This window comes from Pseudomonas protegens, assembly GCF_003363755.1.
GTDB lineage: Bacteria > Pseudomonadota > Gammaproteobacteria > Pseudomonadales > Pseudomonadaceae > Aquipseudomonas > Aquipseudomonas danubii.
In genome coordinates this window covers 3,689,956-3,714,788 of the sequence record NZ_CP031396.1, presented here as the reverse complement: position 1 = coordinate 3,714,788, position 24,833 = coordinate 3,689,956, and the positions used below count along the sequence as shown (strand labels likewise).

General features: G+C 63.7%; 21 protein-coding genes. 2 read left to right on the top strand and 19 right to left on the bottom strand.

The window, feature by feature from the left end; translation table 11 throughout:
- Positions 1 to 18 precede the first annotated feature (18 nt).
- The 5 genes from DWF74_RS16755 to DWF74_RS16735 all read right to left on the bottom strand — a co-directional run bounded on the left by DWF74_RS16755 (position 19) and on the right by DWF74_RS16735 (position 3,045).
- The gene (locus DWF74_RS16755) at positions 19 to 300 is read right to left on the bottom strand and encodes a type II toxin-antitoxin system RelE family toxin (protein ID WP_102862559.1); all 282 of its coding nucleotides are present in this window, start codon (positions 298 to 300) and stop codon (positions 19 to 21) included.
- On the bottom strand, positions 290 to 535 hold the full coding sequence (locus DWF74_RS16750) for a type II toxin-antitoxin system Phd/YefM family antitoxin (RefSeq protein WP_060841856.1): 246 nt from the start codon (positions 533 to 535) through the stop codon (positions 290 to 292). Before DWF74_RS16750 ends, DWF74_RS16755 begins: the two co-directional genes overlap by 11 nt.
- Positions 536 to 599: 64 nt before the next feature.
- Positions 600 to 845 carry a DUF2789 domain-containing protein gene (locus tag DWF74_RS16745; RefSeq protein WP_102862558.1) on the bottom strand — a complete coding sequence of 82 codons (246 nt, stop codon included), beginning with the start codon at positions 843 to 845 and terminating at the stop codon, positions 600 to 602.
- 14 nt (positions 846 to 859) lie between these two features.
- Positions 860 to 1,321, bottom strand: coding sequence for an aminoacyl-tRNA deacylase (locus DWF74_RS16740; protein ID WP_102862557.1), 462 nt, complete (start codon positions 1,319 to 1,321; stop codon positions 860 to 862).
- Positions 1,322 to 1,437: 116 nt separating this feature from the next.
- Positions 1,438 to 3,045 (bottom strand): glycosyltransferase family 39 protein, encoded by a 1,608-nt coding sequence (locus DWF74_RS16735; RefSeq protein ID WP_115581331.1) that lies wholly within the window; start codon positions 3,043 to 3,045, stop codon positions 1,438 to 1,440.
- Between the two features lie 208 nt (positions 3,046 to 3,253).
- Here DWF74_RS16735 and DWF74_RS16730 point away from each other — a divergent pair, with 208 nt between their 5' ends.
- Both DWF74_RS16730 and DWF74_RS16725 read left to right on the top strand, forming a co-directional pair.
- Positions 3,254 to 5,452, top strand: coding sequence for an outer membrane assembly lipoprotein YfiO (locus DWF74_RS16730; RefSeq protein WP_115581330.1), 2,199 nt, complete (start codon positions 3,254 to 3,256; stop codon positions 5,450 to 5,452).
- The gene (locus DWF74_RS16725) at positions 5,422 to 6,171 is read left to right on the top strand and encodes a DUF3142 domain-containing protein (protein WP_115581329.1); all 750 of its coding nucleotides are present in this window, start codon (positions 5,422 to 5,424) and stop codon (positions 6,169 to 6,171) included. The genes DWF74_RS16730 and DWF74_RS16725 overlap by 31 nt, the downstream gene beginning before the upstream one ends.
- A 94-nt stretch (positions 6,172 to 6,265) precedes the next feature.
- Here the strand turns inward: DWF74_RS16725 and DWF74_RS16720 are convergent, their stop codons facing one another.
- The 14 genes from DWF74_RS16720 to DWF74_RS16655 all read right to left on the bottom strand — a co-directional run bounded on the left by DWF74_RS16720 (position 6,266) and on the right by DWF74_RS16655 (position 24,751).
- Positions 6,266 to 8,731, bottom strand: a complete 2,466-nt coding sequence (locus tag DWF74_RS16720) for a TonB-dependent siderophore receptor (RefSeq protein ID WP_115581328.1) — start codon at positions 8,729 to 8,731, stop codon at positions 6,266 to 6,268.
- A gap of 97 nt (positions 8,732 to 8,828) precedes the next feature.
- Positions 8,829 to 9,782, bottom strand: a complete 954-nt coding sequence (locus tag DWF74_RS16715; protein ID WP_102862552.1) for a FecR domain-containing protein — start codon at positions 9,780 to 9,782, stop codon at positions 8,829 to 8,831.
- Positions 9,779 to 10,288: a sigma-70 family RNA polymerase sigma factor gene (locus tag DWF74_RS16710; RefSeq protein WP_102862551.1), complete on the bottom strand. Its 510-nt coding sequence runs from the start codon at positions 10,286 to 10,288 to the stop codon at positions 9,779 to 9,781. Before DWF74_RS16710 ends, DWF74_RS16715 begins: the two co-directional genes overlap by 4 nt.
- A gap of 70 nt (positions 10,289 to 10,358) precedes the next feature.
- Positions 10,359 to 11,855, bottom strand: coding sequence for an efflux transporter outer membrane subunit (locus DWF74_RS16705; RefSeq protein WP_240321942.1), 1,497 nt, complete (start codon positions 11,853 to 11,855; stop codon positions 10,359 to 10,361).
- Positions 11,852 to 12,922 carry an HlyD family secretion protein gene (locus DWF74_RS16700; RefSeq protein WP_102862550.1) on the bottom strand — a complete coding sequence of 357 codons (1,071 nt, stop codon included), beginning with the start codon at positions 12,920 to 12,922 and terminating at the stop codon, positions 11,852 to 11,854. The genes DWF74_RS16705 and DWF74_RS16700 overlap by 4 nt, the downstream gene beginning before the upstream one ends.
- Before the next feature lie 14 nt (positions 12,923 to 12,936).
- Positions 12,937 to 14,481, bottom strand: coding sequence for an MFS transporter (locus tag DWF74_RS16695; protein WP_115581327.1), 1,545 nt, complete (start codon positions 14,479 to 14,481; stop codon positions 12,937 to 12,939).
- Positions 14,482 to 14,657: 176 nt separating this feature from the next.
- Positions 14,658 to 15,584, bottom strand: a complete 927-nt coding sequence (locus DWF74_RS16690) for a LysR family transcriptional regulator (RefSeq protein ID WP_102862548.1) — start codon at positions 15,582 to 15,584, stop codon at positions 14,658 to 14,660.
- Positions 15,585 to 15,802: 218 nt separating this feature from the next.
- Positions 15,803 to 16,669 (bottom strand): ABC transporter permease, encoded by an 867-nt coding sequence (locus DWF74_RS16685; protein WP_115581326.1) that lies wholly within the window; start codon positions 16,667 to 16,669, stop codon positions 15,803 to 15,805.
- Positions 16,670 to 16,702: 33 nt separating this feature from the next.
- A complete protein-coding gene (locus tag DWF74_RS16680) occupies positions 16,703 to 17,563 on the bottom strand; it encodes an ABC transporter ATP-binding protein (RefSeq protein WP_115581325.1) in 861 nt (286 codons plus the stop codon).
- Positions 17,564 to 17,568: 5 nt separating this feature from the next.
- Entirely contained in the window at positions 17,569 to 18,606 is a 1,038-nt protein-coding gene (locus DWF74_RS16675; RefSeq protein ID WP_115581324.1) for an ABC transporter substrate-binding protein, read from the bottom strand.
- Positions 18,607 to 18,632: 26 nt separating this feature from the next.
- Positions 18,633 to 19,520: a TauD/TfdA dioxygenase family protein gene (locus tag DWF74_RS16670; RefSeq protein WP_102862545.1), complete on the bottom strand. Its 888-nt coding sequence runs from the start codon at positions 19,518 to 19,520 to the stop codon at positions 18,633 to 18,635.
- A 327-nt stretch (positions 19,521 to 19,847) separates the two neighbouring features.
- Entirely contained in the window at positions 19,848 to 21,215 is a 1,368-nt protein-coding gene (locus tag DWF74_RS16665; protein WP_102862544.1) for an HlyD family type I secretion periplasmic adaptor subunit, read from the bottom strand.
- The gene (locus DWF74_RS16660) at positions 21,205 to 23,361 is read right to left on the bottom strand and encodes a type I secretion system permease/ATPase (protein ID WP_102862543.1); all 2,157 of its coding nucleotides are present in this window, start codon (positions 23,359 to 23,361) and stop codon (positions 21,205 to 21,207) included. Before DWF74_RS16660 ends, DWF74_RS16665 begins: the two co-directional genes overlap by 11 nt.
- A 37-nt stretch (positions 23,362 to 23,398) precedes the next feature.
- Positions 23,399 to 24,751: a TolC family outer membrane protein gene (locus DWF74_RS16655; RefSeq protein ID WP_102862542.1), complete on the bottom strand. Its 1,353-nt coding sequence runs from the start codon at positions 24,749 to 24,751 to the stop codon at positions 23,399 to 23,401.
- Positions 24,752 to 24,833: the final 82 nt, after the last annotated feature.

Below are 24,833 nucleotides of genomic sequence, written 5' to 3'. Positions count from 1 at the left end.
ACCGCTTGCCAGCAAACCTCAGCGTTTCCTGGCCTGCTCGTACACAGCGCCACGCTCGCGCTTGCCTACCGCAACCACGCAAACCACGACGCGTTCTTCGATCACTTGATATACCAACCGGTAGCCCGAAGCCTTGAGTTTGATTTTGTAGCAATCGGCAAGCCCGTGCAGGGCATCAGCGGGGATTCGCGGCACCTCAAGCCGTTCGGCGAGCTTTTTCTTGAATTGCTCTCGAAGCGTATGCCCCAACTTGCTCCATTCCTTGTGTGCCGAAGGCAGAAACTCAAGCCTATAAGTCATCCAGACTGACCGGAACGGGCGTCTCATGGCTGCGCGCGCGAACGATTTCGGCCAACTCCAGATCATCCAGGCGTTCCATCAACGCTTCGAAAACCTCGGCCGGAACCATGTAGCCCATGACACGGTTGTGATTCAACACCGCCACTGGCCCGCCCTGGGCACCACTCAAGACGGCAGAAGGGTTTTTCTTCAACTCAGATACGCTGACGGCTTTGTCAGCCAGAATACTTTGCATAATCATGACCTCAATTCAGGTCGTGATTCTGGTCTAAATAGTCCACATCAACAACTGCAGCTCATCAGCCCCCTCGCCCCTTCCTCAACAACACATCCAACTGATCCACCACCTCGGCCCAGTCCGCGTCGTCGAGCAGTTCCGTGCGCAGGAAATCCGCCTGGCTCTTGCTCCAGAAGAACGCGTCCGCCAGGTGCAACTCCGGTTTCAGCGGGGAATGGGTAGCGATGAATCGATCAATGCTCACCGGGTCATCGGCCAGCCCCAGTTGCTTGAACAGCGCCGGCAGATTGTGGGTCGGTGATTCCATGGTCTGACTCCTGATCAGTGAGACACTTCGCAAACCTGGGCGTGGGGCACCATTTTCAGGTACTGGGCCATGCTCATGTGCACCAGGTTGTGGTGATTGCCGGCCTCCAGATAGATGTCTTTCTGCCGGGTCAGGCAGGGGTCGATGACGACATCCAGGCCGTAGGATTCGCCAAGAGCCGGTACCGCGCCGCGCTCGCAGTCGTTGAACAGATGGGCCAGGGTGCTTTCCCGGGTGATCTGCCATTCACCGCTGCCGCGGACCTTGCTCAAATCCAGATGCCGGCTGGCGGGCAATACCGCCATCAGGTAGTGACCGTGGTGATCGTCGAGAATCACCGACTTGGCCAGCCGCTGCGCGGGAACCCCCGCCACGCGTGCGGTCTCCAGGCTGCTGGCCGAGTGAGGGTGAGTTATCAGGTCAAATTCGCAATGCGCCAGCTCCAGGCTGCGTTGCACGGTTCTTGCCATACGCATGATGCACCTCGGTGCCCCGAAACCGGTTCGAGGCGGCAGGTTGACGTTCCCTCAAATGAGTCTAGGTCGGGCCAGGGTTGCCGCACCGCGCAACTTCCGAACGGCATTCAACGCACTCAGCGCGAGCTGCAACGCGCTGCCACAGAGGCGCACATGACAAACAGTCGGGCCCGGGTGCTGCCTGCAGCGAACTCGCTGACTGTGTGCCAGCCGGCCGGCAAGGGCGTGAACTCCTCGGACGGATCGTCGGTACCCACCAGCCAGACCCGGCCGCTGCCCACTGGCAACGAGCCCAGTTGATCCAGGTAGACCTCATCCGGCTGGTCGATCAGGGTGCCGAAACCATAGGCGTTCGGCCTGCCGGAGGCGCCCCCCGACAACGGTGGCGTATACAGCAACGGCTGAGCATCGGTGCGGTTGTAGTAGACGTAGCTCAAGTACCAGAGCATGTCGCTGATGACGATGCGGTCGCCCGGGGCGTAGTGGGTGTTGACGTAATCCACCATCACGCTGATCTGGTCGTTGACGTCGACATCGGTGTTGTTTCGCAGCCCCTGGGCTTCGATCCCCACGAAGACCAGCAACAGGGCCAGGGCCAGCAGTCGCGCGGTGCGCAGCCAGCGGTCGATGACCATTGCCACGATCAACGGCAGGCCCAGGGCATAGGCCGTCAGGTAGCGTTCGATGAACACCGGGGAAATGAACGACACCGCAAACACCAGCAACAGCGGCACCAGGGTAAAACTCGTCAGCAGCCCGCCCAGCCGGGTCCGCGAGTCGTCACGCCAAACGGGCACCAGACAGACCAGCAACACCAGTAGCGGCAACCCCACGAACAGCGGCCAGGGCAGGCTATCGCCTTCGTCCTGGAGCAACAGCTGCCAGACCATGGCCGGCAGGGACGACCAGGTCACCGCAGGTTCCCAGCCCACATCGCCGCCGGCCTTCAACTCGTCCAGGTGCCGCAGCAGCTCCAGCAGCTCGGGAACCCAGGGCAGGTACAACAGCACCACCAGGGCATTGGCCAGCCACCAGACCGGCCGCCCAAGCAACCGCCGACCGTCCTCGCCCCGGGCGCCCGATAGCCCCAGGTACAGCCAATGGGCCAGAACACAGAGCACCGTGAAGTAATGGGTGTAGAACGCCAGCGCCAACAACAGGCTGTAGACCAGCAGGTAGCGCCGGCGCCGAGGCTGGCGTACCCAGTACGCCAGGGCCAGGGTCGCCCCCAGCAGCAACATGCCCAACAGGGCATACATGCGCACTTCCTGGCTGTAGCGCACGGCGGTGGGCAGCAACGCCAGGAGCACCCCGGCGAGAATCGCCGCTCGTCGGCCTGCCAGCAGCGCCACCAGCCAGACACCCAACCCCACCGTGACAATCCCCGGCACGGCGCTGAACATTCGCACCGACAAAATGCCGTCGCCAAACAGTGCGATCCAGCCATGCAGCAGCATGAAATACAGCGGCGGGTGGACATCGCGAGCGGCATGCCGCCAGATCTCCATCAGGGAATACTGGCTGAGCAACAGACTGGAACCCTCGTCGCCCCAGATGGCGGCCGCCGTCAGGTCATAGAAGCGGATGCCGGCGGCCAGCAGAAAGATCGGCAGCAACCCGTATTCCAGCACCCGCCGGGCCAGCCGCTGCAGCCCAGCGCCCTGCTGCATCATCGCCTGCGGCGACAAACGCCCGACCAGATCCGGCGCTTTGCGAAATTCCATTCCCAGCTCCCCTCACCCGCATGACGTGGCTGCAATGACCGGCACAGCATCTTCTTTTGCCTGGAAAACCGCAAAGCCCAGACAGGCCCGACAGCCGTTGCAAAACATCGGAATCTTCGCTGGCTGCATAGGTGTGCCTCCAGGCCTTCTGTATGATTCGCCCATCTTCAAGGTGCTCCCTCGCGGCTTTGCGAATTAAGGACAATTCATGCGTATCGGTCTTCTTCCATCATTGACCCTGGCCCTGGGCACCTTGTTTGCCGCCCTGGCCCAGGCCAGCTCGGACGACATCTGCTCACCGAGCTGGAAGCTCTACTCCAACCAGCTGGACGCCTGCAGCAACCTGCCCTTTCTCAGCCCGGGCAACGACAGCCGGGTCAACCTGCGGCTGCTGCTGGCCGACCAGGGCAGTCTGCCTCTGACTCCCAGGGCCTTGACCCAGGATGACCTGGGCATGGGCTACGGTCCCGTGCCCTTCATGCACTATCGCCTGCACCCGGCGCAGCCCGAACTCGACCCTGACACGGGCAACCCACCCAAGCCCGGCCCCTCGCCCGCCACCGAGCAGCTCGACAGCCTGCTGGAGGCCGTGGGCCTGCGTCGCGACAGCAAGGAAACCGCCGGGGACGGCTTTCTCTCCGGAGAAGGCAGCCGCTGCCGCAGCAACTCGGACGCCAGCGCCCTGGCCTTTGTCGAGCAGCTCAACCAGGCGCCACTGAGCCCGGAAGAACGCCAGGCCCTGGCCGAAGCCCGGGTGCAACTGCTGGCCAGCTGCAGCTGGAACGCCAGCGAAATGAGCAAGCTGCTGCCAGGCAACCTGAACTCGACAACGGCCAAGGCGTTCGCCAGCTACCTGCAGGCCGCCGCCGACTTCTACAGCGGCCGCTTCAGCGAAGCCGGCAACGGTTTTGCCGCGCTCAAGGACAATCCCCAGCCCTGGCTGGCCGAAACCGCGGCCTACATGAGCCCGCGCACCACCCTCAACCTGGCCCAGCAGAACGCCTTCGATGAATGGAGCATGGTCAATCTGGAGCATGTGGACAAAGCCGTCCTGCAACAGGCCGGCGCCGGTTTCGAGGCCTACCTGAAGGCTTATCCACAGGGCCGTTACGCCGTGTCCGCCAAAGGCCTGATCCGGCGTGTGCACTGGCTGACGGGCGACACCCCGGCCCTGGCCGACGACTACGCCCGGCAACTGACCCAGGCGCCGGGCACCCCGCGCAACATGCGTCTGGACGACCTGGTGGAAGAAGTCGACTACAAACTGCTGAGCCTGCCCGAAGACAACTTCAAGGCCCCGCTGCTGCTGGCGGTCAAGGACCTGATGCACATGCGCGGCGCCACGCCGGCGGCATTGACCCGCGACACCCTGCAACAGCAAAAAGCCCTGTTCGAAGGGCAACCGGCACTGTTCGATTATCTGCAGGCCGCCTTCAGCCTGTATGTCGAGCAGCAACCGGCCACGGCGCTCAAGCAACTGCCCAGCCAGTTGCCAGCGCACCTGGACTACCTGAGCTTCAGCCAGCAGACCCTGCGTGGCCTGGCAATGCAGGCCCAACAGGACTGGAAAGGCGCCGAGGCGCTGTGGCTGCAATTGCTGCCCCTGGCCCAGCAACCGCTGCAACGCGAACAGCTGGAACTGGCCCTGGCCTACACCTACGAGCGCAGCGGCCAACTGGACAAGGTGTTCGCCGCCGACTCGCCGATCAAGACCGCCCAGGTGCGCGCCATTCTCCTGCGCCAGGTGGCCTCGCCCAAACTGCTGCGCCAACAGGCGCAGAAGGCCGACTCGGCAGAAGAGCGCAACGCCGCGCGCTTTATCCTGCTGTACAAGGACCTGACCCGCGGCCAGTACGCGGCCTTCGGCCAGGACTACGAGCAACTGCCGCCCACCCTGCCCGACGCCAGTCTTCCCGCCAGCCTGGGCTACATCTACCTCAGTACCACGCCATTGCAGGATTTCCACTGGAATGGCGCACAGCCCGAAGCGCAAACCCCCGACTACCGCTGCCCGAGCCTGGTGGAGACTGCCGCGCTCCTTGAGCGTGACCCGAAAGCGCCGGCCGGGCTGCTCTGCCTCGGGGAGTTCATGCGCCTGAACAACTTCGACCAGATGCCCCTGGACACGCCACCCAACGCCCAGTCCCTGGGCGGCACCCAGGACACCTTCCCCGGCAAGCCGTTCTCGCGACTCGACGGCTATCAAGTGGTGATCAACAACCCCAAGGCCAGCCGTGACGAACGCGCCTACGCCCTGTACCGGGCCATCTACTGCTACGCCTCCTCCGGCAACAACCGTTGTGGCGGCGCCGGCGTCGAGCCGGCCGTGCGCAAGGCCTGGTTCCGCCAGCTCAAGGGCAAGTTGGGGGACACCCAATGGGGCCAGTCGCTGCGTTACTACTGGTGAATCCAAAACGCCTGGCCGGCTGCCTGCTGTCACTGTGCCTGTACTGGGCAGCACCGGCAGGCGCCACCGTAGACGCGGCGCAATACGACGCCTTCTGGCTGTGGAGTGGAGTCAAGACCCAGCCCGTGCTGGCCCAGGCCAAGAGCCTATACATCCTCCAGGGGCAGATCAGTCGCTCGCGGCGCCATCCCGGACGCGGTGTCGAGCTCATCGCCCAGGGCCTGCCGGTGTCGCAGTTGCCCCAGGAACAGGTCTGGGTGGTCTATCGCGCCCATACCCTGGCCTGGCCGGAGTCGCTGTATCGCCAGTTGCTTGGCCAGGTGCAGCGCTGGCAAGCCACGGGCACGCCGGTGATGGGCATCCAGATCGATTTCGACAGCAGCACCCGCGACCTCGAAGGCTACGCGAGTTTCCTGCGCGACCTGCGCCAGCGCCTGCCGGCGCACTACCGCCTGAGCATCACCGGCCTGATGGACTGGGGCAGCAACGCCGATCCGCAAGCCATCGGCCAGCTCAAGGGCGTCGTGGATGAAGTGGTGGTGCAGACCTACCAGGGCCGCCGCAGCATCCCCAACTACGCCAGCTACCTGCCGCGCCTGGACCGCATGGGCCTGCCCTACAAGGTCGGCCTGATCCAGGGCGGTGACTGGCAGGAGCCCCAGGCGCTGCGCGATAGCCCCTGGTTCAGGGGCTATGTGGTGTTTTTGCAGAATCCTTGAGAGCAAGGCGGTCTGGCGGACACCTTTGCTGGCAAGCCTGCGCCGGCAAAAACCAAAAGCGCACAACGCTCCAGCTCATCAGCCTGATGGACCCTTACCAGTCATAGGTCAAACTCGAGACCATGGTCCGCCCCTCACCGTAGTAGCAGTCCCAGATGCTGGTGCAGTTGGCGACGTAGGTCTTGTCGGTGAGGTTCTTCACGTTCAGCGCCAGCTTCACGCCCTTCCATTGCAGCGGTGATTTTTCCAGGTCGTAGCTCAGGCTGGCGTCGTACACGGTGTAGGACGGGATCTGGAAGGCGCCGTCGTAATCGGTGCCATAGCTGCCCTTGACGTAGCGGGTGCCGACGCCTGCGCCCAGGCCCGCCAGCGGCGTGTCGCCAAGGATCGTGTAGTTGAGCCACAGCGAGGCGGTCAGCGGCGGCATGCCGGCCGGGTGACGCCCTTCGCGCCCGTCGTTGTCCTTGGTGTACTTGATGTCGTTGCGTGACGCCGAGGCAATCACGTCCAGCGATTCGCTGAGGCTGGCCTTGGCTTCCAGCTCGATGCCACGGGAACGCACCGCGCCACTCTGGATGCTGAACCCGGGGTTGGCCAGGTCGGAGGTCAGGATGTTCTCCTGATCCAGCTGGTAGGCCGACACCTGGACGAAACTCTCCTGGCCCGGCGGCTGGTATTTCATCCCCACTTCGTACTGCTTGCCGCTGGACGGCTTGAAAGCGCTGCCCCCGACGCTGGTGCCACTCAAGGGCAGGAAGGATTCCGAATAACTGACAAAGGGCGCCAGGCCATTGTCGAACAGGTACACCAGCCCGCCGCGACCGGTGAAGGACTGGCTCTTGGCGTTGGTATGACCACCGTTGAGCGGCGTCTTGTTATCGGTTTCCGCCCAGTCGTTGCGACCGCCCAGCACCAGCACCCACTGCTCGTACTTGATCTGGTCCTGCACATACAGGCCGGTCTGGATGATGGTGTTGTCCCACTGGTAAGGATTGCCGAAATTCAGCGACTGGCCGTAAGTGGGGGTGAACATGTCGAGGATCGGCGGGTTGAAGTCGTACTTGCCGTCGAATTTTGAATTGAAGTGGTAGTAGTCCAGCCCCATCACCAAGGTATGGCTGAAGGGCCCGGTGTCGAACTCGGCCTGGGCGATGCTATCCACGCCATAGACCTTGTTGTGCTGCTTCCAGTCCACCCCGTAGCGGGTCATGTAGCGCTGGTCGTTGAGGCCGGTCTTGGGATTGCTGACGAACTTGTAGCCGTGCAGCGGCGCGCGGTAGCGGTCATCGACGTCGGCGTAGCGGGCGTTCTGCTTCAGGGTCCAGACATCGTTCAGGCGATGGGAGAACTCGTAGCCGAGGACGAACTGGTCGCGGTCGTAGGCATTGACCCCGGGCTCGCCGAGGAACAGGTCGCGGTCGATCTTGCCATTGGGGTTGGCGAACACCGTGCCCACGCTGGGCAGGCCCTGGGCCTCGGGTACGTCATTGTCTTTCTGATACTGGGCGAACAGCGTCAGCTGGGTGTCGTCATCGGGCCGCCAAGTCAGGCTCGGGGCGATGAACTGGCGCTGACGCTGAACGTAATCGACGGCGTCCTGGCTGTCGCTGGCCAGCCCGGTCAGACGATAGAGGAACTGCCCCTGCTCATCCAGCGGGCCGCCCAGGTCCAGGGCGACGCTCTTGTGGTCATAGCTGCCGGCTTCCAGTACCAACTGATGCAAGGGGGTTTCGGTGGGCCGCTTGCTGACCATGTTGACGATGCCGCCCGGCTGGTTTTGCCCGTAGAGCACCGAAGCCGGGCCCTTGAGCACTTCGATGCGCTCCAGGGCATAGGGCTCGATCTGCAGGGCACCGCCGGTACTGCCGCCGCCGTAGGGCAAGTGCAGGCCATCGAGGTACATCGGCGTCGGGGAAAAACCGCGGGAGGTGGGTTCGTCGAAAATCTTCACCCGGTCGGAAAAACCACCGCCGGTCATGCCCGGGGTGTAGAGCAGCGCTTCGGTCACGCTTTGGGCGCCGCGGGCCTTGATTTCCTTGGCGCCGATCACGTTGATGGTCTGCGGAATCTCCACCAGCGCCGAGTCGGTCTTGCTCCCGGTGGCGCTGCGTTTGGCGACGATCCCCGGCACCGCGCCCCAGGCGTACTCGGTCATCTGCGTGGCGCCGATCCGAGTCGGCGCCAGTTGCAGCGCGCCGTTCTCGGCCAAAGGTTGCAGGCCCCAACTAGCCCCGGTCTGCACCGCCTGCAAACCACTGCCAGCGAGCAACGTCTGCAGGCCCTGTGCGACCTCGTAGCGCCCATGCAGGCCGGCACTGTGCTTGCCGGCCGTCATGCTCGCATCCACCGACAGGAGAATCCCCGCGGCACTGGCAAAACGATTCAGGACCTGATCGAGATTGCCGGCGGCAATCTGGTAGTCCCGCGCCTGGCTCTGGCTGCCGCTGTCGGCCTGGGCCAGGCCCGGCAACACCGGGGCCATGGCCAGCAGCGCGACAAAGGCGCGGCGGCGGGCAGCGGTGCCCAGGGTCAAAATGGATGCTGTGGTCTGGTAAGGCATTCCTGAACTCCCCATGAGAATGCGTCTTGATCGGCTTTCATGGGGTATCCCGGACAGCTCGGCAGAATCGACAATCGCGCAGAAGAATTATTTGCAATCAGTCCCGCGGCTTGAGGGTCACCCAGTAGCGGGTCACCGCGTGCGCCCGCACCGGCAGCGAACGTTCCAGGGCCGCGAGTACCGCATCGCTGTCCGCCAGGGGGAAGACCCCGGTGAGCAACAGGCCGGCCACCTGCTCGTCACAACGCAACAGCCCCGGGCGATAACGCGCCAGCTCGGTGACGAACTGCCCCAGGGGCTGGCGTTCGGCAATCAGCCGGCCCTGGCTCCAGCTGCTGGCATTGACCTCGGCCACTTGCCGCGCCGAAACCCGCCCGGCGCTGAACCACAGGCGCTCGCCGGCATTGAGTTGCAGGGCCGGGGCATGCCGGGGACTGACCCGCAGCGCACCTTCGTAGAGATCGACCCGGGTGCCGCCCTCCAGCTCGCGCACGGCAAAGCGCGTGCCCAGGGCCTGGATGTCTCCGGCGGCGGTTTCGACGATCAGCGGCCGCGAAGCATCATGCCCGCTGGTGAGCAGGAGCTCGCCCTGGATCAGACGGATGCGCCGCTCACTGGCACTGAACAGCAGGTCGACGGCGCTGGCGCTGTTGAGGTCCAGGCGACTGCCGTCGCTCAGGGTCAGGTGGCGAATTTCTCCGGTGGCCGTACGCTGCCCGGCAAAGGCCGCCCGCCAAGGCTGGCTGTCCTGGACCAGGTAACCGCTGCCCCCGGCCACCAACAGCAAGCCCAACAGTTTCAGCGCCGCACGTCGTTGCGGGTCCGGGGCCTGCGCCAGCAGCACATGGGCACTGTGCTCCGGCACTCCGCCCAGGGTTTGTTGCAGTTGCTGCAAGCGCTGCCAGGCCCGCTGGTGTTCGGAGTCAGCCTGTTGCCAGGCCACGAACGCCTCGCGTTGCTGCGCATCGAGCTCCCCGCCCCAATGCAGCATCAGCCACTCACTGGCCTGCTCGACGATGGCGGGAGCAATGGGTGCCTGATGCGCCTTCATTCTTCGTAAAGCACCTGATAGCAAGCCTGGATCGCACGGATCATGTACTTCTGCACCGAACTGACAGAAACCTCCAGGCGCTCGGCAATCTGGGCATAACCCAGCCCTTCGAACTGCGACATGACAAAGGCCTGGCGCACCTTGTCCGGCATGCGATCGAGCATGGCGTCGATCTGCATCAGGGTTTCGAGGATCAGTGCGCGGCTTTCCAGGGAGGGCGTCTGGGGTTCCGGCAGGTGGGCGATGCTTTCCAGGTAGGCGCGCTCGATGCGCAACCGGCGCCACTGGTCGATCACCAGATTGCGCGCGATCTGCGCCAGGTAACTGCGGCTTTCCTGCTGCCCGGGAAAGCGCCCCGACAGCAACAGGCGCAGGAAAGTGTCCTGCGCCACGTCCGCCGCATGCTCGCGATCGCCCAGGCGCTTGCGCAACCAGCTCTGCAGCCAACCGTGATGATCTCGATACAGACGATGGAGCTGGGCGTTACCGTCAGTGGTTGCTTCCATGAATGAAACTGCACACATGATTGAGAGCAATTATCATTACACTTTTTTCTCAATCCAGGCAAAAAGGCTTTCAGTGCCCCTGACTGGCGGCGTGCAGCGGATACACCGACTCCCAGCCTCCCCCCAGCGCCTTGTACAAACCGACCATGGACAGGGACACCCCCGCCGAGCTTTCCACCAGTTGCTCCTGGGTGGCCAGCAAGGCGCCCTGCACGGTCAGGACGTTGACGAAATCCACCACTCCTTCGACGTATTGCTGCTGCGCGGTACGCAAGGCGATCTGATTTTGCCGCACCGCTTCGGCCAGGCTGTCGCGGCGCAGCTGGCTGGCGTTGTAGCGGTTCAACTGGTCGTCGATTTCGTGCCAGGCCCGCAGCACGGTCTGCTGATAGGCCAGGGCCGCTTCCTGCTGCTGGGCCTCGCGCAACTGGAGCATGCCGCGCAAACGACCACCGTCGAACAGCGGCAGGCTGAACTGCGGGCCGATGCCGAACTGGCGGGAGCTCCAGGAACCAAAATCTGCCAATTGCAGGGCCTGGGAACCGAAGTTGCCGGACAAGGTAATGCGCGGATAGAAATCCCCCTTGGCCACGCCGATGCTGGCCGTCGCGGCATGCAGCCGTGCCTCGGCCTGGCGGATATCGGGGCGGCGTTCGGCCAGCTGCGACGGCAGGCCGATGGCCACTTGGCTCGGGGGTTGGGGCACCGGCACGTCACTGGCCAACACCTGATGCAGGGCCTGGGGCGGCTCGCCCAGCAGCAGGCTCAGGGCGTTGATCAACTGTGCCTGACGCTGCTGCAACTCCGGCAGCCGGGCCTCGATGGTCGCGACCTGGGCCGCCGCTTCGGCCACATCCAGGTCAGTGGCCACGCCATCGGCCAGGCGCAGTTGCGAGAGTTTCAGACTGTGCCGGGCAACCTCGAGGTTCTGCTCGGTAACGGCTCGGGTGCTCTGCACGCCACGCAGTTGGATGTAGTCCTGAGCGACCTCCGCCAGCACCGACAGCAGCACCCCGCGCCGGTCGTTCTCCGCCACTTCCAGGGTCGCGTCGGCGGCCTCGGTCTCACGCCGGACCCGGCCCCACAGATCCAGCTCCCAGGCAGCGGAAAAACCCGCTTCCCAGAGATTGAAGGCTGACTTGCCGTTGTTCCCCGAGGGGTCGCTCAAGCCTTCGCCAGTGTTGCGCTTGCGCCCGTAGCCGCCATTGGCCGCCGTGCTCGGGTAGCGCTCGGCGGTGATCACCTGGCGCGCCGCCCGGCTCTGCTGCAAACGACTGCTGGCCAGTTGCAGGTCGAGGTTGTCGCTCAGGGCGCGGCGACTCAGGGCCGACAGTTGTGGATCGTTGAACACCTCCCACCAGCGCTCCTGCATGGCACTGTCCACCGCCTGGCTGGTGGCAGCCTGTGCAGGGGCCGACCAGGCCTGGACCTGAGTCGCCTGGGGCCGCTGGAAATCCGCGCCGACGCTGCAGGCGCCCAGCGCCAGCAGGCTCAGCACCAGCAATGCAGGGCGCCACGAAAGGCGCCTTGGCAACGAACTCTCTTGGATCTGCCGCTCGATACTCATCGCTGGGTCACCTCGCGGGCACGGGTGGTGGAGCTGTGGGTGTCCACGCTGGCTTCCACCGACATGCCGACCCGCAGGCGCTCGGCCATGGGCTGGTTGGGGTCCAGGAGAATCTTCACCGGGATGCGCTGCACCACCTTGGTGAAGTTGCCGGTGGCGTTGTCCGGCTTGACTGCGGCGAAGGTCACGCCGGTAGCCGGGGCCAGACTCTCGACGCGGCCATGCAGGGTTTCGCCGCCCAGGCTGTCGACCCGGACTTCGACCGCCTGCCCGGCGTGCATCGCGGTGAGCTGGGTTTCCTGGAAGTTGGCCAGCACATAGGCTTGCTGCAAGGGCACCACGGCGAGGATCTTGCTGCCGGGAGTGACATAGGCGCCAACCCGTACCGCGCGCTCGCCGACCATGCCGTCCACCGGGGCGACGATGCGCGTGTAGGACAGCTCGTAGCTGGCCATTTCCAGGGCTGCCTGGGCCCGCTTCAGGCCGCCTTCGGCCGCATCACGCTGGGCAGTGAGGATCTCCACCTGCTTGCGCTCCGCCGCCAGGGCCGCAGTGGCCGTGGCCAGCCGGGCACTGGCCTGGTCGATGCGGGTCTTGGCCTGCTGGGCGTTCTGCACCGTGCCGGCGCCGACCCCTGCCAGGTGGTTGTAGCGATTGAGTTCGTGCTCGGCAAAGGCCATTTCGGCCCGGGCCGCTCCCAGGGCCGCCTGGGCCTGGGCAATCACCGAACCCTGCCGGTCCAGGGTGGCCCGGGCGTTCTGCAACTGGGCCTGGGCCACCAGGGTTTCGGCATCCGCCGCCTGGGCCGCGGCCCGCAGGTCACGGTCATCGATCAGCGCCAGCAGTTGACCGGCCTTGACCTGCTGGTTGTCCTCCACCAGCACTTCCTTGATGAACCCGGCCACCCGCGGCGCCACCAGGGTGTAGTCGGCGGCGATGAAGGCGTCGTTGGTGCTCTGCTCGCTGGAGCGGCCGAACAGGCCCGGCATCACCAGATAGGCCAGCACGCCAAGGGCCGCTACCGTCGCCACGGCGACGGCGATTTTGTCTTTGCTCTGGATCGTCATAAAAACCTTCTCGTTCAAGTGGGCGCCCGCGGTGGATAGATCCGCGTCGGCAGCCAGAAAATCAGCAGGATCAGCGCAGCGGCCACCCCTGCCATGCAGAAATACAGATCGGCGGAAGTCAGCACCACGGCTTGCTGGTGCAGGCGCTGAGCCAGCCCGGGCACCCGGTCGTCCACCAGGGGCGAATTGCCCAGGCTGTCCACCAGCATCGTCGAGTGGAAATGCAAACGGTGGGTGGTGAGCACATCCAGCACCCCGGTGGCGATCACCGCCGCCAGGCCTTTCACGGTGTTGAACCAGGCCGAAGCAAAGGGCCCCTCCACCGGCGTGATGCTGCCGGTGGACAGCATCAGCAACGGCAGCACCGCCATCGGCTGGCCGAAGACCTGCAGCAATTGCAGCCCATAGAAATCGTCACGAATCCAGGCCGAGGTCAGGTGCGTGCCCCCCAGGCAAGACAGCACCAGCATGCCCAGACCGATCCCCAGCACCCAGCGGCAGTCGACCCAGCGCAGGTTGCACAGGGCCGCCACCAGGGGCAGGGCCAGCAGTTGCGGCAAGGCCATCACCAGCATCACCGGCGCGGTCTGCAACGGTCGATAGCCCTGGACCTGAGCCAGGTAGGCCGACGGGATGATGATCACTGCGGTCAATACCACCAGCACCCCGGCCAGGGTCAGCAAGGCGAAGGACAGGTTGCGGATGCCGAGCATCTGCAGCTTGAAGAAGGGAATCGGCTGCGACCATTCGTTGATCATGAACAGCACCAGCAACACCAGCCCGCCGACCAGCAGCACACTGATCAGCGGCGACTCGAACCAGTCCAGGCGATTGCCCTGAAGAATGCCGATCACCAGCATGCAGATCGCCGGGAAGCCCAACAGCAGCCCACGCCAGTTGAACTGCTTGCAACGCTCCAGACGCAACGGGTCCTGAGGCAGGCCGTAAGCCACCGCCGCCATGGCCAGCAGACAGGGCGCCACCACCTGCCAGAAGGCCCAGCGCCAGCCCACGTACTCGGTCCACAGTGCCGCCAGGGGCGTGCCCAGGCTCGGGCCGAAGGTGGCAGTCAGGGCATAGCCGGCCAAGCCGTAGAGCTTGACGTTGGCCGGCAGGAAGCGCAGGGCCACGGTCATCAGCATCGGCGGCAGCGCGCCCCCGGCCAGGCCTTGCAGAGTGCGCAGCAGCAACAGGCTCTGGTAGTTGGGGGCGAAGGGGCACAGCACCGCCAGCAGGGTGAACAGCGCAATGGCGCAGAGGGTGAAACGCCGCAGGGAAAAGGTCACCGAGCACCAGGGCGCGAAAGCCATGGCCGCCACCGAGGTGGCGGAGTAGCAAGCCACCAGCCAGGTGCCTTCGTCGAAGCCGATGAACAACGCGCCGCGGATATCCGCCAGGGCGATCTTGGTCACCATGTCGTTGAGACCGGAAACCAGCACCGCCAGCAGCACACCCACCAGGCCGATGATGATTCGCGGTCCGAAGACCGGTGGGGCAATGGCTGCCGGCTTGCTGGCGGCTTCAACCGAAGCGGGCGCAGCGACAGCGAGAGAACTCATGGAAATACTGCTCCAGACAAGAAAACCAGAGCAGTTTATGAACAGCCAGCACTGACGAAAACTGACTTATTGACACTTTATAAGTGCACCAGACGCAACAATTAAACCTATTGACCGTAGGAGCTGGTTTGCCAGCGAAGAGGCCATCAAGACCGCTTCCGCCGGCAAGCCGGCGCCTACGAGGAGGTCGGCTGGGCTTCTTGCCAGGTGGCCTGGCAGGAGCTGCGCAGGGTTTCGCGGAACCATTTGTGCGCCGGGTCCTTGTCGTAGCGGGGGTGCCAGGCCTGGGTCAGGACCAGGGTCGGCAGGGAAATCGGCAGGACAAAGGAGCGCAGACGCAGGCCCAGGCGCGAGACGCTGAGCAATGTTTCCTGGGGCACCGGCAGGATCAGGTCCGAATCCGGCAGCATGAACATGGCGGCGTGAAAGCCCGGGGCAATCAGCGGCACTCGACGCTCCAGGCCCAGCTCCGCCAGCGCCGTATCGATCGGCCCACGGGCAATGCCTCGACGCGACATGCTGATATGGGGAAACGCGGCAAAACGCTCGGCGGTGATGTCTTCGTCCAACAATGGGTGGCCTTCACGCACCAGGCCGACAAAGGCCGTGGTGAACAGGTTCTGCACCTTCACTTCCGGGGTCAGGGGCCGGGTGTTGCTGATCCGCAGGTCGATCCGCCCCTCCCGCAGGGCCTCGTCATCGCCATCGCCTTCCGGCACGAAGCGCAGCTCGCACAAAGGCGCCTGACGCTCCAGGGTGTCGATGAGGCGACCGCCATAGACGCCGACGAAAAAGTCGTTGGCGCGTACATTGAAGCGCCGCCGCAACGACAACAGGTCGACCTGGTCCGCCGAGCGAAACAGCAGCGCCGCCTGCTCCACCAGATCACGCACCTGGCTGCGCAGCTCCAGGGCCTTGGGGGTGGGCACCAGGCCACGCCCGGCACGCACCAGCACCGGGTCGCCCAGGGCTTCGCGAATCCGCGTCAGGGTCCGGCTCATCGCCGCTGGGCTGAGGTTCATGCGTCGTGCGGCGCCGACTACGCTGCCCTCATCCAGCAGGGCATCGAGGGCGACCAGAAGGTTCATATCCGGGAGTTGCATACCAAGCACTCATGACTGATCAGGGATGATCCAGACGCAATGCTAGCAGGCTTGGCGCCGAGGAAAATGAGAGAGATCAATCCTTACCCGTGAACCCACTACCCGCGTAGGAGCCGGCTTGCCGGCGAATGGGCCTTCAAAACCTTGCCTCGCCCTTGAGGACGCCTTCGCTGGCAAGCCAGCTCCTACAGTCGGGGGGGGCTGGCGGACGAGGTAGCTCAGCGTTGCATGCCCCAACGTTTCACCGTGATGCGCTCCAGGGTGTCGAAGATCAGGTTCTCCACCAACAGGCCGATAAGGATCACCACCGCCAGCCCGGCAAAGACCTTGTCGGTGTACAGCTCGTTGCGGTTCTGGAAGATGTACCAGCCCAGGCCGCCCTTGCCGCTGGTGGCGCCAAACACCAACTCAGCAGCGATCAAGGTGCGCCAGGCGAAGGCCCAGCCAATCTTCAGCCCGGCCAGGATCGACGGCAGCGCCGCCGGGATCAGGATGAACAGCACCAGGCGCAGGCCCTTGAGGCCGTAGTTGCGCCCGGCCATGCGCAGGGTTTCCGAGACGCCGAGAAACCCGGCGTAAGTGTTCAGGGCCAGGGCCCAGAGCACCGAATGCACCAGCACGAAAATCAGGCTGTTCTGCCCCAGGCCGAACCACAGCAGCGCCAGGGGCAACAGGGCAATGGCCGGCAACGGGTTGAACATCGAGGTCAGGGTACTCAGCAGGTCGCGGCCGAACTGGGTCGACACCGCCAGGGTGGTCAGGGCAAACGCCAGGACGATACCGATCAGGTAGCCCTTGAGCAGCACCACCAGGGAAATGCCCACCTTGCCCAGCAATTCGCCGCTGAGCAGGCCCTGGTACAGGGCGCTGGCGGTTTGCACAAAGCTGGGCAGCAGCAGGTCGTTATTCTGGTAGTGGGCCACGGCCTCCCACAGCAGCGCCAAAAGGATCAGGATCAGGCCCTTGCGCAGCCAGCCCTGTTGCCAGAGTCGCTGGCCCAGGGGCAGCTCTCGTTCCAGCGGGACTTGCAGCAAGGGTTGCAGGACAACTTCGTATTCTTCGCGCACGGGGGATGACTGGCTCATCGGGCGTTCCTCGTTCAACGGTGGCCTGACGGCTCAATAGGCGATACGGATATCGGCGAAATCCAGCTCGGTTTCGGTGTCAGGCCCCTGGCCTTCATCGAACAGCAAGCGATGAATACGCTGTGCCGTCTGCTGGAAAGCCACGCCGCCAAGGCTTTGCAGGTCGTACTGGTGGCTGTGGACTTCCGCCCGCACCCGCCCCGGATGCGGCGACAGCAAAAGGATGCGATTGCCCACCACCAGCGCCTCCTCGATGGAGTGGGTGACGAACAGCAAGGTGAAGCGCACCTCCTCCCAGAGCAGCAGCAACTCCTCCTGCATCTTGCGCCGGGTCAGGGCGTCGAGGGCCGCGAAGGGCTCGTCCATCAGCAGGATCTTCGGCTGCATGGCCAAGGCCCGGGCAATCGCCACCCGAGCCTTCATGCCACCGGACAAGGTGTGTGGATAGGCATCGGCGAAAGCCGCCAAGCCGACCTTGGCCAGATAGTGCAGGGCACGCTCTTCGGCCTCGCGGCGGCCGAGGGTTTTCGACGCCAGCAGGGGAAACATCACGTTCTGCTTCACGGTTTTCCAGGGCGGCAGCTGGTCGAACTCCTGGAACACCACGATGCGATCCGGCCCAGGCTGACTGACGGGCCGCCCCTGCAGACGAATCTCGCCCTCGCAAGGCTGGATGAACCCGGCCACCGCCTTGAGCAGGGTCGACTTGCCGCAGCCCGAAGGCCCCAGCAGGACAAAACGATCGGCCGGATCAATTTCGAAACTCACCTGGTGGGTGGCCCGCACCACGCGCTGCGGGGTGCGGTATTCCAGGCTGACTTGATCCACCGCCAACAGGGCTTCGGTGATGGCCGTGGGGTTGCTGGCCGTGTGGCCTGGCAAGGGGGCGTTCATGACTGTCAGCTCCCTTGCAGCGGTTTGGCGTCCTGGAAGAAGTAGTCCTTCCACGACTGCGGCTTGTTCTTGATGGCGCCGACGCGGTGCAGGAACTCCGCCAGCGGGTAGGTGTTTTTCGGCGTCACGCTGAATTCGAACTGCGGGTTGTCGATGATCTTCAGCAGCGCGGCGCGGTCGATCTTGGCCTTGGTCACACGGATGTAAGTGTCGGCGGCCGCGCCTTTGTCGTTCTGGGCGAACTCGGCCGCTTCAGCCAGGGCTTCGACGAAGGCCTTGTAGGTCTTGGGGTTGTCGTTGCGGAATTTTTCGGTGGCAAACAGCACCGTTGGCGAGTTCGGGCCCAGCAGGTCGTAGGTGTTGAGCACCACGTGCACATTGGGGTTCTCCAAGGCCTGATCCTGGAACGGCGGGTTGGAGAAGTGCCCGGTCAGCTCGGTGCCGCCGGCAATCAGCGCGGCGGTGGCGTCCGGGTGCGGCACGGCGATGGTGTACTTATCCAGGCGATTGAATTCCTGGTCGCCCCATTGCTTGGCCGCGGCGTATTGCAGGAAGCGCGACTGCACCGAGACGCCCACCGCCGGCACCGCGATGCGGTCCTTCTCGGTGAAGTCGGCGATGGTCTTGACCTGGGGATTGTTGCTCACCAGGTAGTAAGGGAAGTTGCCCAAGGACGCCACGGCCTTGACGTTCTGCCGGCCATGGGTGCGGTCCCAGATGGTCAACAGCGGGCCGACGCCGGCTCCGGCAATGTCGATGGAGCCCGACAGCAACGCGTCGTTGACCGCTGCGCCGCCGGACAGCTGGGTCCAGTCGACCTTGATGTCGATGCCCTCTTGCTTGCCGTACTTTTCAATCAGGTTCTGGTCACGCACTACGTTGAGCAGCAAATAGACGATGCCGAACTGTTCGGCGATGCGGATCTCGCCTTCGGCATGGGCCGCCGAGGGAGCCACCAGGCTGCCGGCCAGCAGACTGAAACCCAGGCCGATGGCCGTGGCCAGTTTGCCGAGGCGGGGAATGAAGGGAATGGATAAGGACATGATGATTCTCCTGCCGTGCCTGGCGATCAGTAAGGGGCGTCGCCCTGGATGGTGGTGCGATACAGCTTGCGGCGCAGATGGCTCGGGCAACCGGCGGCCAGGTGGATCAGCGAGCGGTTGTCCCAGAACACCAGATCGTGGGGCTGCCATTGATGGCGGTAGATGTTTTCCGGCAGCACGCTGTGGGCGTACAGCTCGGCCAGCAATTGGGCGCTTTCGTCTTCCGGCAGGCCGACGATGCGGGTGGTGAACCCCTCGCTGACGAACAATGCCTTGCGGCCGTTTTCCGGGTGGGTGCGGACGATGGGGTGCACCACCTCGGCGACCTGGGCCAGTTGCTCCGGGGTCAGGGTCGGGCGCCAGTTGCCCTCGAACTTGGTCTCGCTGTAGCGGGCCGTGTAGGAATGCGCGGCGCTGCGGCCCTGCACCGCCTTGCGCAGTGCCTCGGGCAGGGTGTCCCAGGCTGTGTGCATGTCGGCGAACAGGGTGTCGCCACCTTCGGCCGGCAATTCCTGGGCGTGCAGCATCGAGCCCAGGCTCGGCAGTTCCTTGTAGGACAGGTCCGAGTGCCAGAACTTGCCGGCATCCCCCAGGCCAATGGACTGGCCGTTCTCGATGATGTTGGAAACGATGAGGATTTCCGGGTGACCGGCCAGCAGGAACTGCTTGAGCACATGGATCTGCAGCACGCCGAAGCGGCGGCTGAAGGCGATCTGTTGTTGGGGGCTGATGCGCTGGTCGCGGAACACCACCACGTGGTGATCCAGATGGGCGCGGTGGATGCGGGCGAAGTCCTGGTCGTTGACCGGCCGGGACAGGTCCAGGCCGATAATCTCGGCGCCCACGGCGCCGCTGAAGGGACGGATTTCGAAGGCTTGTGCAGCGATGGGCGCGGCACTGGCTGATGCAGACATGACTTAAAACTCCCGCGCAGGCGCGCCCAGGGCGCGCGCGTCGATCAGAAACTCACGGAGATCCCGTGTGGGTTCATTTCGTGCGGCGCGCCGATTGGTCGGCAGGTACGCAGGGAGTCGACTTTATAGATATAAGAAAGCGATTTTAAATACCGTTAGCGAATAACGATATGTTGATTCGAGCGGTGCGATACCTGGGGACGCTGCGCTGTCGACGGCTCGATGAGACGAACTGTAGGAGCCGGCTTGCCGGCGAAGGCGCTCTCACGGGTCCCTTGGCTGGCAAGCCAGCTCCTACAAGGCTGGCAAGGTCGCTTCTTACATGGATCAGCGCTCGTGCAGGGCTTCAGCGCGGGCGCGGATGATCGGCTTGAGCAGGTAGCTGAGGATGCTCTTCTTGCCGGTGATGATGTCCACCGATGCGACCATCCCGGGGATGATCAGCAGCGGTTTTTCATCGGTGCCCAGATGGCTGCGGTCGGTGCGCAGCTTGATCATGTAATAGGTGGTTTTCTTGTCTTCGTCGGTGATGGTGTCGGCACCGATCTGCTCCAGGCGGGCCTTGAGGCCGCCGTAGATGGTGTAGTCATAGGCGCTGAACTTGACGATCGCTTCCTGCCCCGGGTGCAGGAACGCGATGTCCTGGGGACGGATCTTGGCTTCCACCAACAGGGTGTCGTCCAGGGGCACGATCTCCACCATGTCGCTGCCCGGCTGGATCACGCCACCGATGGTGTTGACCATCAGTTGCTTGACGATACCGCGCACCGGCGAGGTGACCAGGGTCCGGCTGACCCGGTCTTCCAGGGCCTTGCCGGTGGCGCTGGCCTTGTTCAGTTCGGTGCGCGCCTCGTTGAGCTGGGTCAGGGCCTCGCTGCGGAACTTGCCGCGGGTTTCATCGATCTTGCGCTGCACTTCCTTGATCGCCGATTCGGCACGAGGAATCGCCAGGGTGGTGGCGTCCAGCTGGCCGCGGGTTTCCACTTCGGCACGCTTGAGCCGCAGCACTTCCACCGGTGATACCGCGCCCTGGGCCACCAAAGGCTCGGACATGGCAATTTCCTGGCGTTGCAAGCCCAACTGCTGACGGTACTGAGCCTGCTTGGAGGTGAACTCGCGCAGCTCCTGTTGCTTCTGGATCAGCTGTTCCTGAAGGCCGCCGATTTCGTCATGCAGTTGCTGGCGACGACTTTCATAGAGGGACTTTTCGCTGGCGGCCTGGCCGGGGACTTCCTTGAGCACGTCCTCGGGGAAATTCAGCGCCCGGTCATCGACCTCGGCGCTCAGGCGCTCGACCCGCAGCAACATGGACAGGCGCACAGTCTCGGTCTCACCGACGTTGGACTGGAAGCGCGTGTCATCCAGACGGATCAGCGGCGCCCCGGCCTCCACCACCTGGCCTTCCTTGACGTACAGCTCGGAGACAATGCCGCCTTCCAGGTTCTGGATCTTCTGCACCTTGGACGACGGAATGGCCTTGCCCTCGCCCTTGGTCACTTCGTCGATGACCGCGAAGTTGGCCCACAGCACCAGGAACAGGAAGAACGCGATGATGCCCCAGATGGTCAGGCGAATGACCCGAGGCGCATCTTCGATCAGGGCCTTGTTGACCTCAGGCAGCGGCTGCCCCTGAAGAGAATCGGTGCCTTTAAAATAGCGGCGGATCGAGTCCTTGAATCCCGACTTAAGCAACACTGATCTGCCCCTTCTTCAACGCTTCCATCACCACCGCTTTCGGGCCATCGGCCAGGATCTGTCCACGGTCCACCACCAACAACCGATCCACCAGCGACAACAGCGACGCCCGGTGAGTAACCAGGACCACGGTCTTGTTCTGCACCACTGACTCCAGGCGCTGCTTCAGGCGTTCTTCACCGGTGTTGTCCATGGCGCTGGTGGGCTCGTCGAGCAACAGGATCTGCGGGTTGAGCAACAGGGCACGGGCCAGGGCGACGTTCTGACGCTGGCCACCGGACAGGTTCTGTCCACGTTCACCCACCTGCAATTCATAGCCTTGCGGGTGCAGCCGGGCGAATTCGTGAACCCCCGCCAGTTCGGCGGCTTGCAGCACCAGCTCGTCTTCAACGTAGCGGGCACCGGAGGTCAGGTTGTCCCGCAGGGTACCGGCCAGCAGCTGGATGTCCTGGGGCACGTAGCCAATGTTATGGCGCAACTCGCTGACATCGATCTGGCGGATGTCCACGCCGTCCACCAGCAAGGCACCGGAATCGGGCTGGTAAAGCCCTACCAGCAGCTTGGCCAGGGAGCTTTTGCCCGAGCCGCTGCGGCCGATGATGCCGACCTTCTCGCCTGGCTTGATCACCAGATTGATGTTCTTGAGCGCCGGGTTCTGCTGCCCCGGGTAGGTGAAATTCAACAGCCGGCATTCGATGGCGCCCTGCAGCACGTTGCGGCTCAGGGGACGCTCGTCGAAATTGCGCTCCTGGGGCAGCTCCATCATCTGGTCCACCGAGGTCATGGTGACGCGGGCCTGCTGGTAGCGGGTCAGCAAGCCGGACAGCGAAGCCAGCGGGCTCAGGGCCCGGCCGCTGAGCATGTAGCAAGCGATCAGCCCGCCCATGCTGAGGTTGCCGTCGATGATCTGGTACACGCCGAAGATGATCATGATCACCCCGGCCAGTTGCTGGATCAGCAAGGTGATGTTCATCGCCAGGCTGGAGAGCATCTTCACCCGCAGTTCCAGGCGGCTGAGGGTGCCAATGGTCTGCTCCCATTGATACTGACGCTCGCTTTCAGCGTTGTTGACCTTGACCGCGTCCAGCCCGGCCAGGGTTTCGATCAGGCTCGATTGACGCTCGGCACCCAGGGCCATGGTTTTCTCCATGGTCGCCACCAGGGGCTTCTGCAAGGCGTAGCCGATACCCAGGGCGATGGGGAACGCCAGCACCGGAATCCACACCAGGTGCCCGCCCAAGATGGCGATCACCAGGAAGATCAGCAGGGTGAACGGCAGGTCGATGAGGCTGGTGAGGGTCAGGGACGCGAGAAAATCCCGCAGGCTCTGAAACTCATGGATGTTCTGGGCGAAGCTGCCGACCCGAGCCGGGCGGTACTTCATGGCCATGCCGACGATGCGCTCGAACAGCGTGGCGGAAATGATCAAGTCGGTCTTTTTCCCCGCCAGGTCCAGGCACAGGCTGCGCAGACTCTTGAGGATCAGGTCGAAAATGTAGGCGCCCATGATGCCAATGGACAGCACCCACAGGGTCGAGGTGGCCTGGTTGGGGACTACCCGGTCGTAGACATTCATCACGAACAGCGGCGCGGCCATGGCGATGATATTGATCAGCAGGCTCGCGGCGATGGCGTCGGCATACAACCAGCGCGAACGCTTGAGGGTGTCGCGGAACCAGGAGCGGGCCCGGGGAATCAGCGACCCGTGATTGACGTCGAACTTGTGCTGGGGCTGGGCAAAGAACACCTGGCCGCTGTAGTCGTCGGCCAGTAGCTGGCGATTGACGCAGACTTCACCGCCGTCGCTTTCGCTGAGCAGCAGCCGTGCCTGGTCCTCACCCTGCCAGCCCAGAAGCACGGCGCTGCGGCCGTCCTTGAGCAATAGCAGGGCGGGCATCGCGATGGTCGGAATCTGCTCGAGCTTGCGACGTAAAACGCGCCCCTGCAGCCCGGCCCGGGCCGCCGCACGGGGCAGCAGCTCGGCGCTCAAGCGCTGTGACGGCAATGGCAGACCCGTGGTCAGCATGGCCGCACTGGCGGGCTTCTGATGCAGGAAGCAAAGGGTCAGCAGCCCATCCAGCAAGGGGTCGTCATGCATGCCGCGCGGATCATGACTGAATTGCACACGACTGACTTCTGATTCCACGCTGGACACTCTTGGCTGGCAATAGGATGAAAGTAGCTCAATTCATCCCAGGCAGCTGGACCTTGGGCTTCGCATCGTTCTGCACGACCGAAGCCATAGGTGCGACCACTCCCTGGCTCTTGAGCAACTCGCCCATGGTCGCCTTGATTCGATACTGAGTAAATAACTGAATGTTCTGGATCTCGGCCAAACGCCGGGAGGCGGTGAACAGTTCGTTTTCACTGTCGAGCAGGTCCAGCAGGGTGCGCTCGCCCAGACTGAACTGCTTCTGGTAGGCCGTGCGCACCGCGGTGCTGCGATCGACATATTGCTGGGCGATCGGCACCTGAGCGTTGGCATTGCTCAAGGCGTTCCAGGCCAGGCCCAACTCTTCGTTCAGCACCCGCAGAGCGTTGTTGCGGATATCCAGCGCCTGGTTGGACTGGTAGGCCTTGGACTCCAGATCGGCCTTGTTACTGCCGCCGGCGAACAGGTTGAAGCGCATGCGCAACATGGCCTGCCATTCATTGTTGTGGCCGTTCTGACCGTCGAGGTCGTTGTCGGCGGTGCGTCCCAGCTCAGCATCGAAGCGTGGGTAGAACGCCGATTTGGCGGCGTCGTACTGCTTCTCGGCAGCGACAATGTCGGACTCGGCGGAGCGCAGGATCGGGCTGTTTTCCAGCATCTGACGGCGGGCCTCATCGAGGTTGGCCGGCAGCATCGCCATAAAACTGGCAGGGCGTTCCAGTTGATCCGGCATCTGCCCTACCGCACTCAGGTAGTTGGTCTGGGCGTCGGCCAGGTTGGTCTGCTCGGTGATCAGGTTGTTGCGGGCCTGGGCCATGCGCGCTTCGGCCTGGTCAAGGTCGGCGCCACTGCCCACGCCACGCTGGGTGCGCAGTTTGATCTGGTCGTAGATGCGTTCGTGATTACGCAGATTGTCTTCTGCCAGTTGCACGAATTGACGACGGGTCAACACATCCAGGTACACCTGGGCCACGGTCAGCGCGGTGCGCTCGGAAGTACCCAGCAGGGAATAAGCCCGAGAGTTGACGGTGGCTTGTTGACGCCCCACTTCGCTGGACGTGGCAAAACCGTCAAAAACCATCTGCTGGAGACGTAAACTTGACTCGCTACGGTTCAGGGTTTCCCAGTGATTGCTGCCAGTACCCGCACGAGTACTAGGGTTATCGGTCCCTTCGCGACCGTAGCCAGCGAGCATATCGACACGCGGCAAATAGCCACCCTTGGCGGCTTTAAGTTGATAGTCGGCGGCTAGACGGCTGTTTACCCCGGCTTGAATTTCCGGGTGCACATCCAGTGCTTTCTGCATGGCTTCGGGGAGTGTTTGTGCCTGCACGAAACTGGCAGCTAAGGCGAACGGCAGGGCCTTGAACAGGTGAAAACGCATGGTAAGAATTTCCCTCGGACAGCATGTCCAGAAACACGTCATAACGTGGTGCCACATCGAATGATTGCAACCACAACGACCG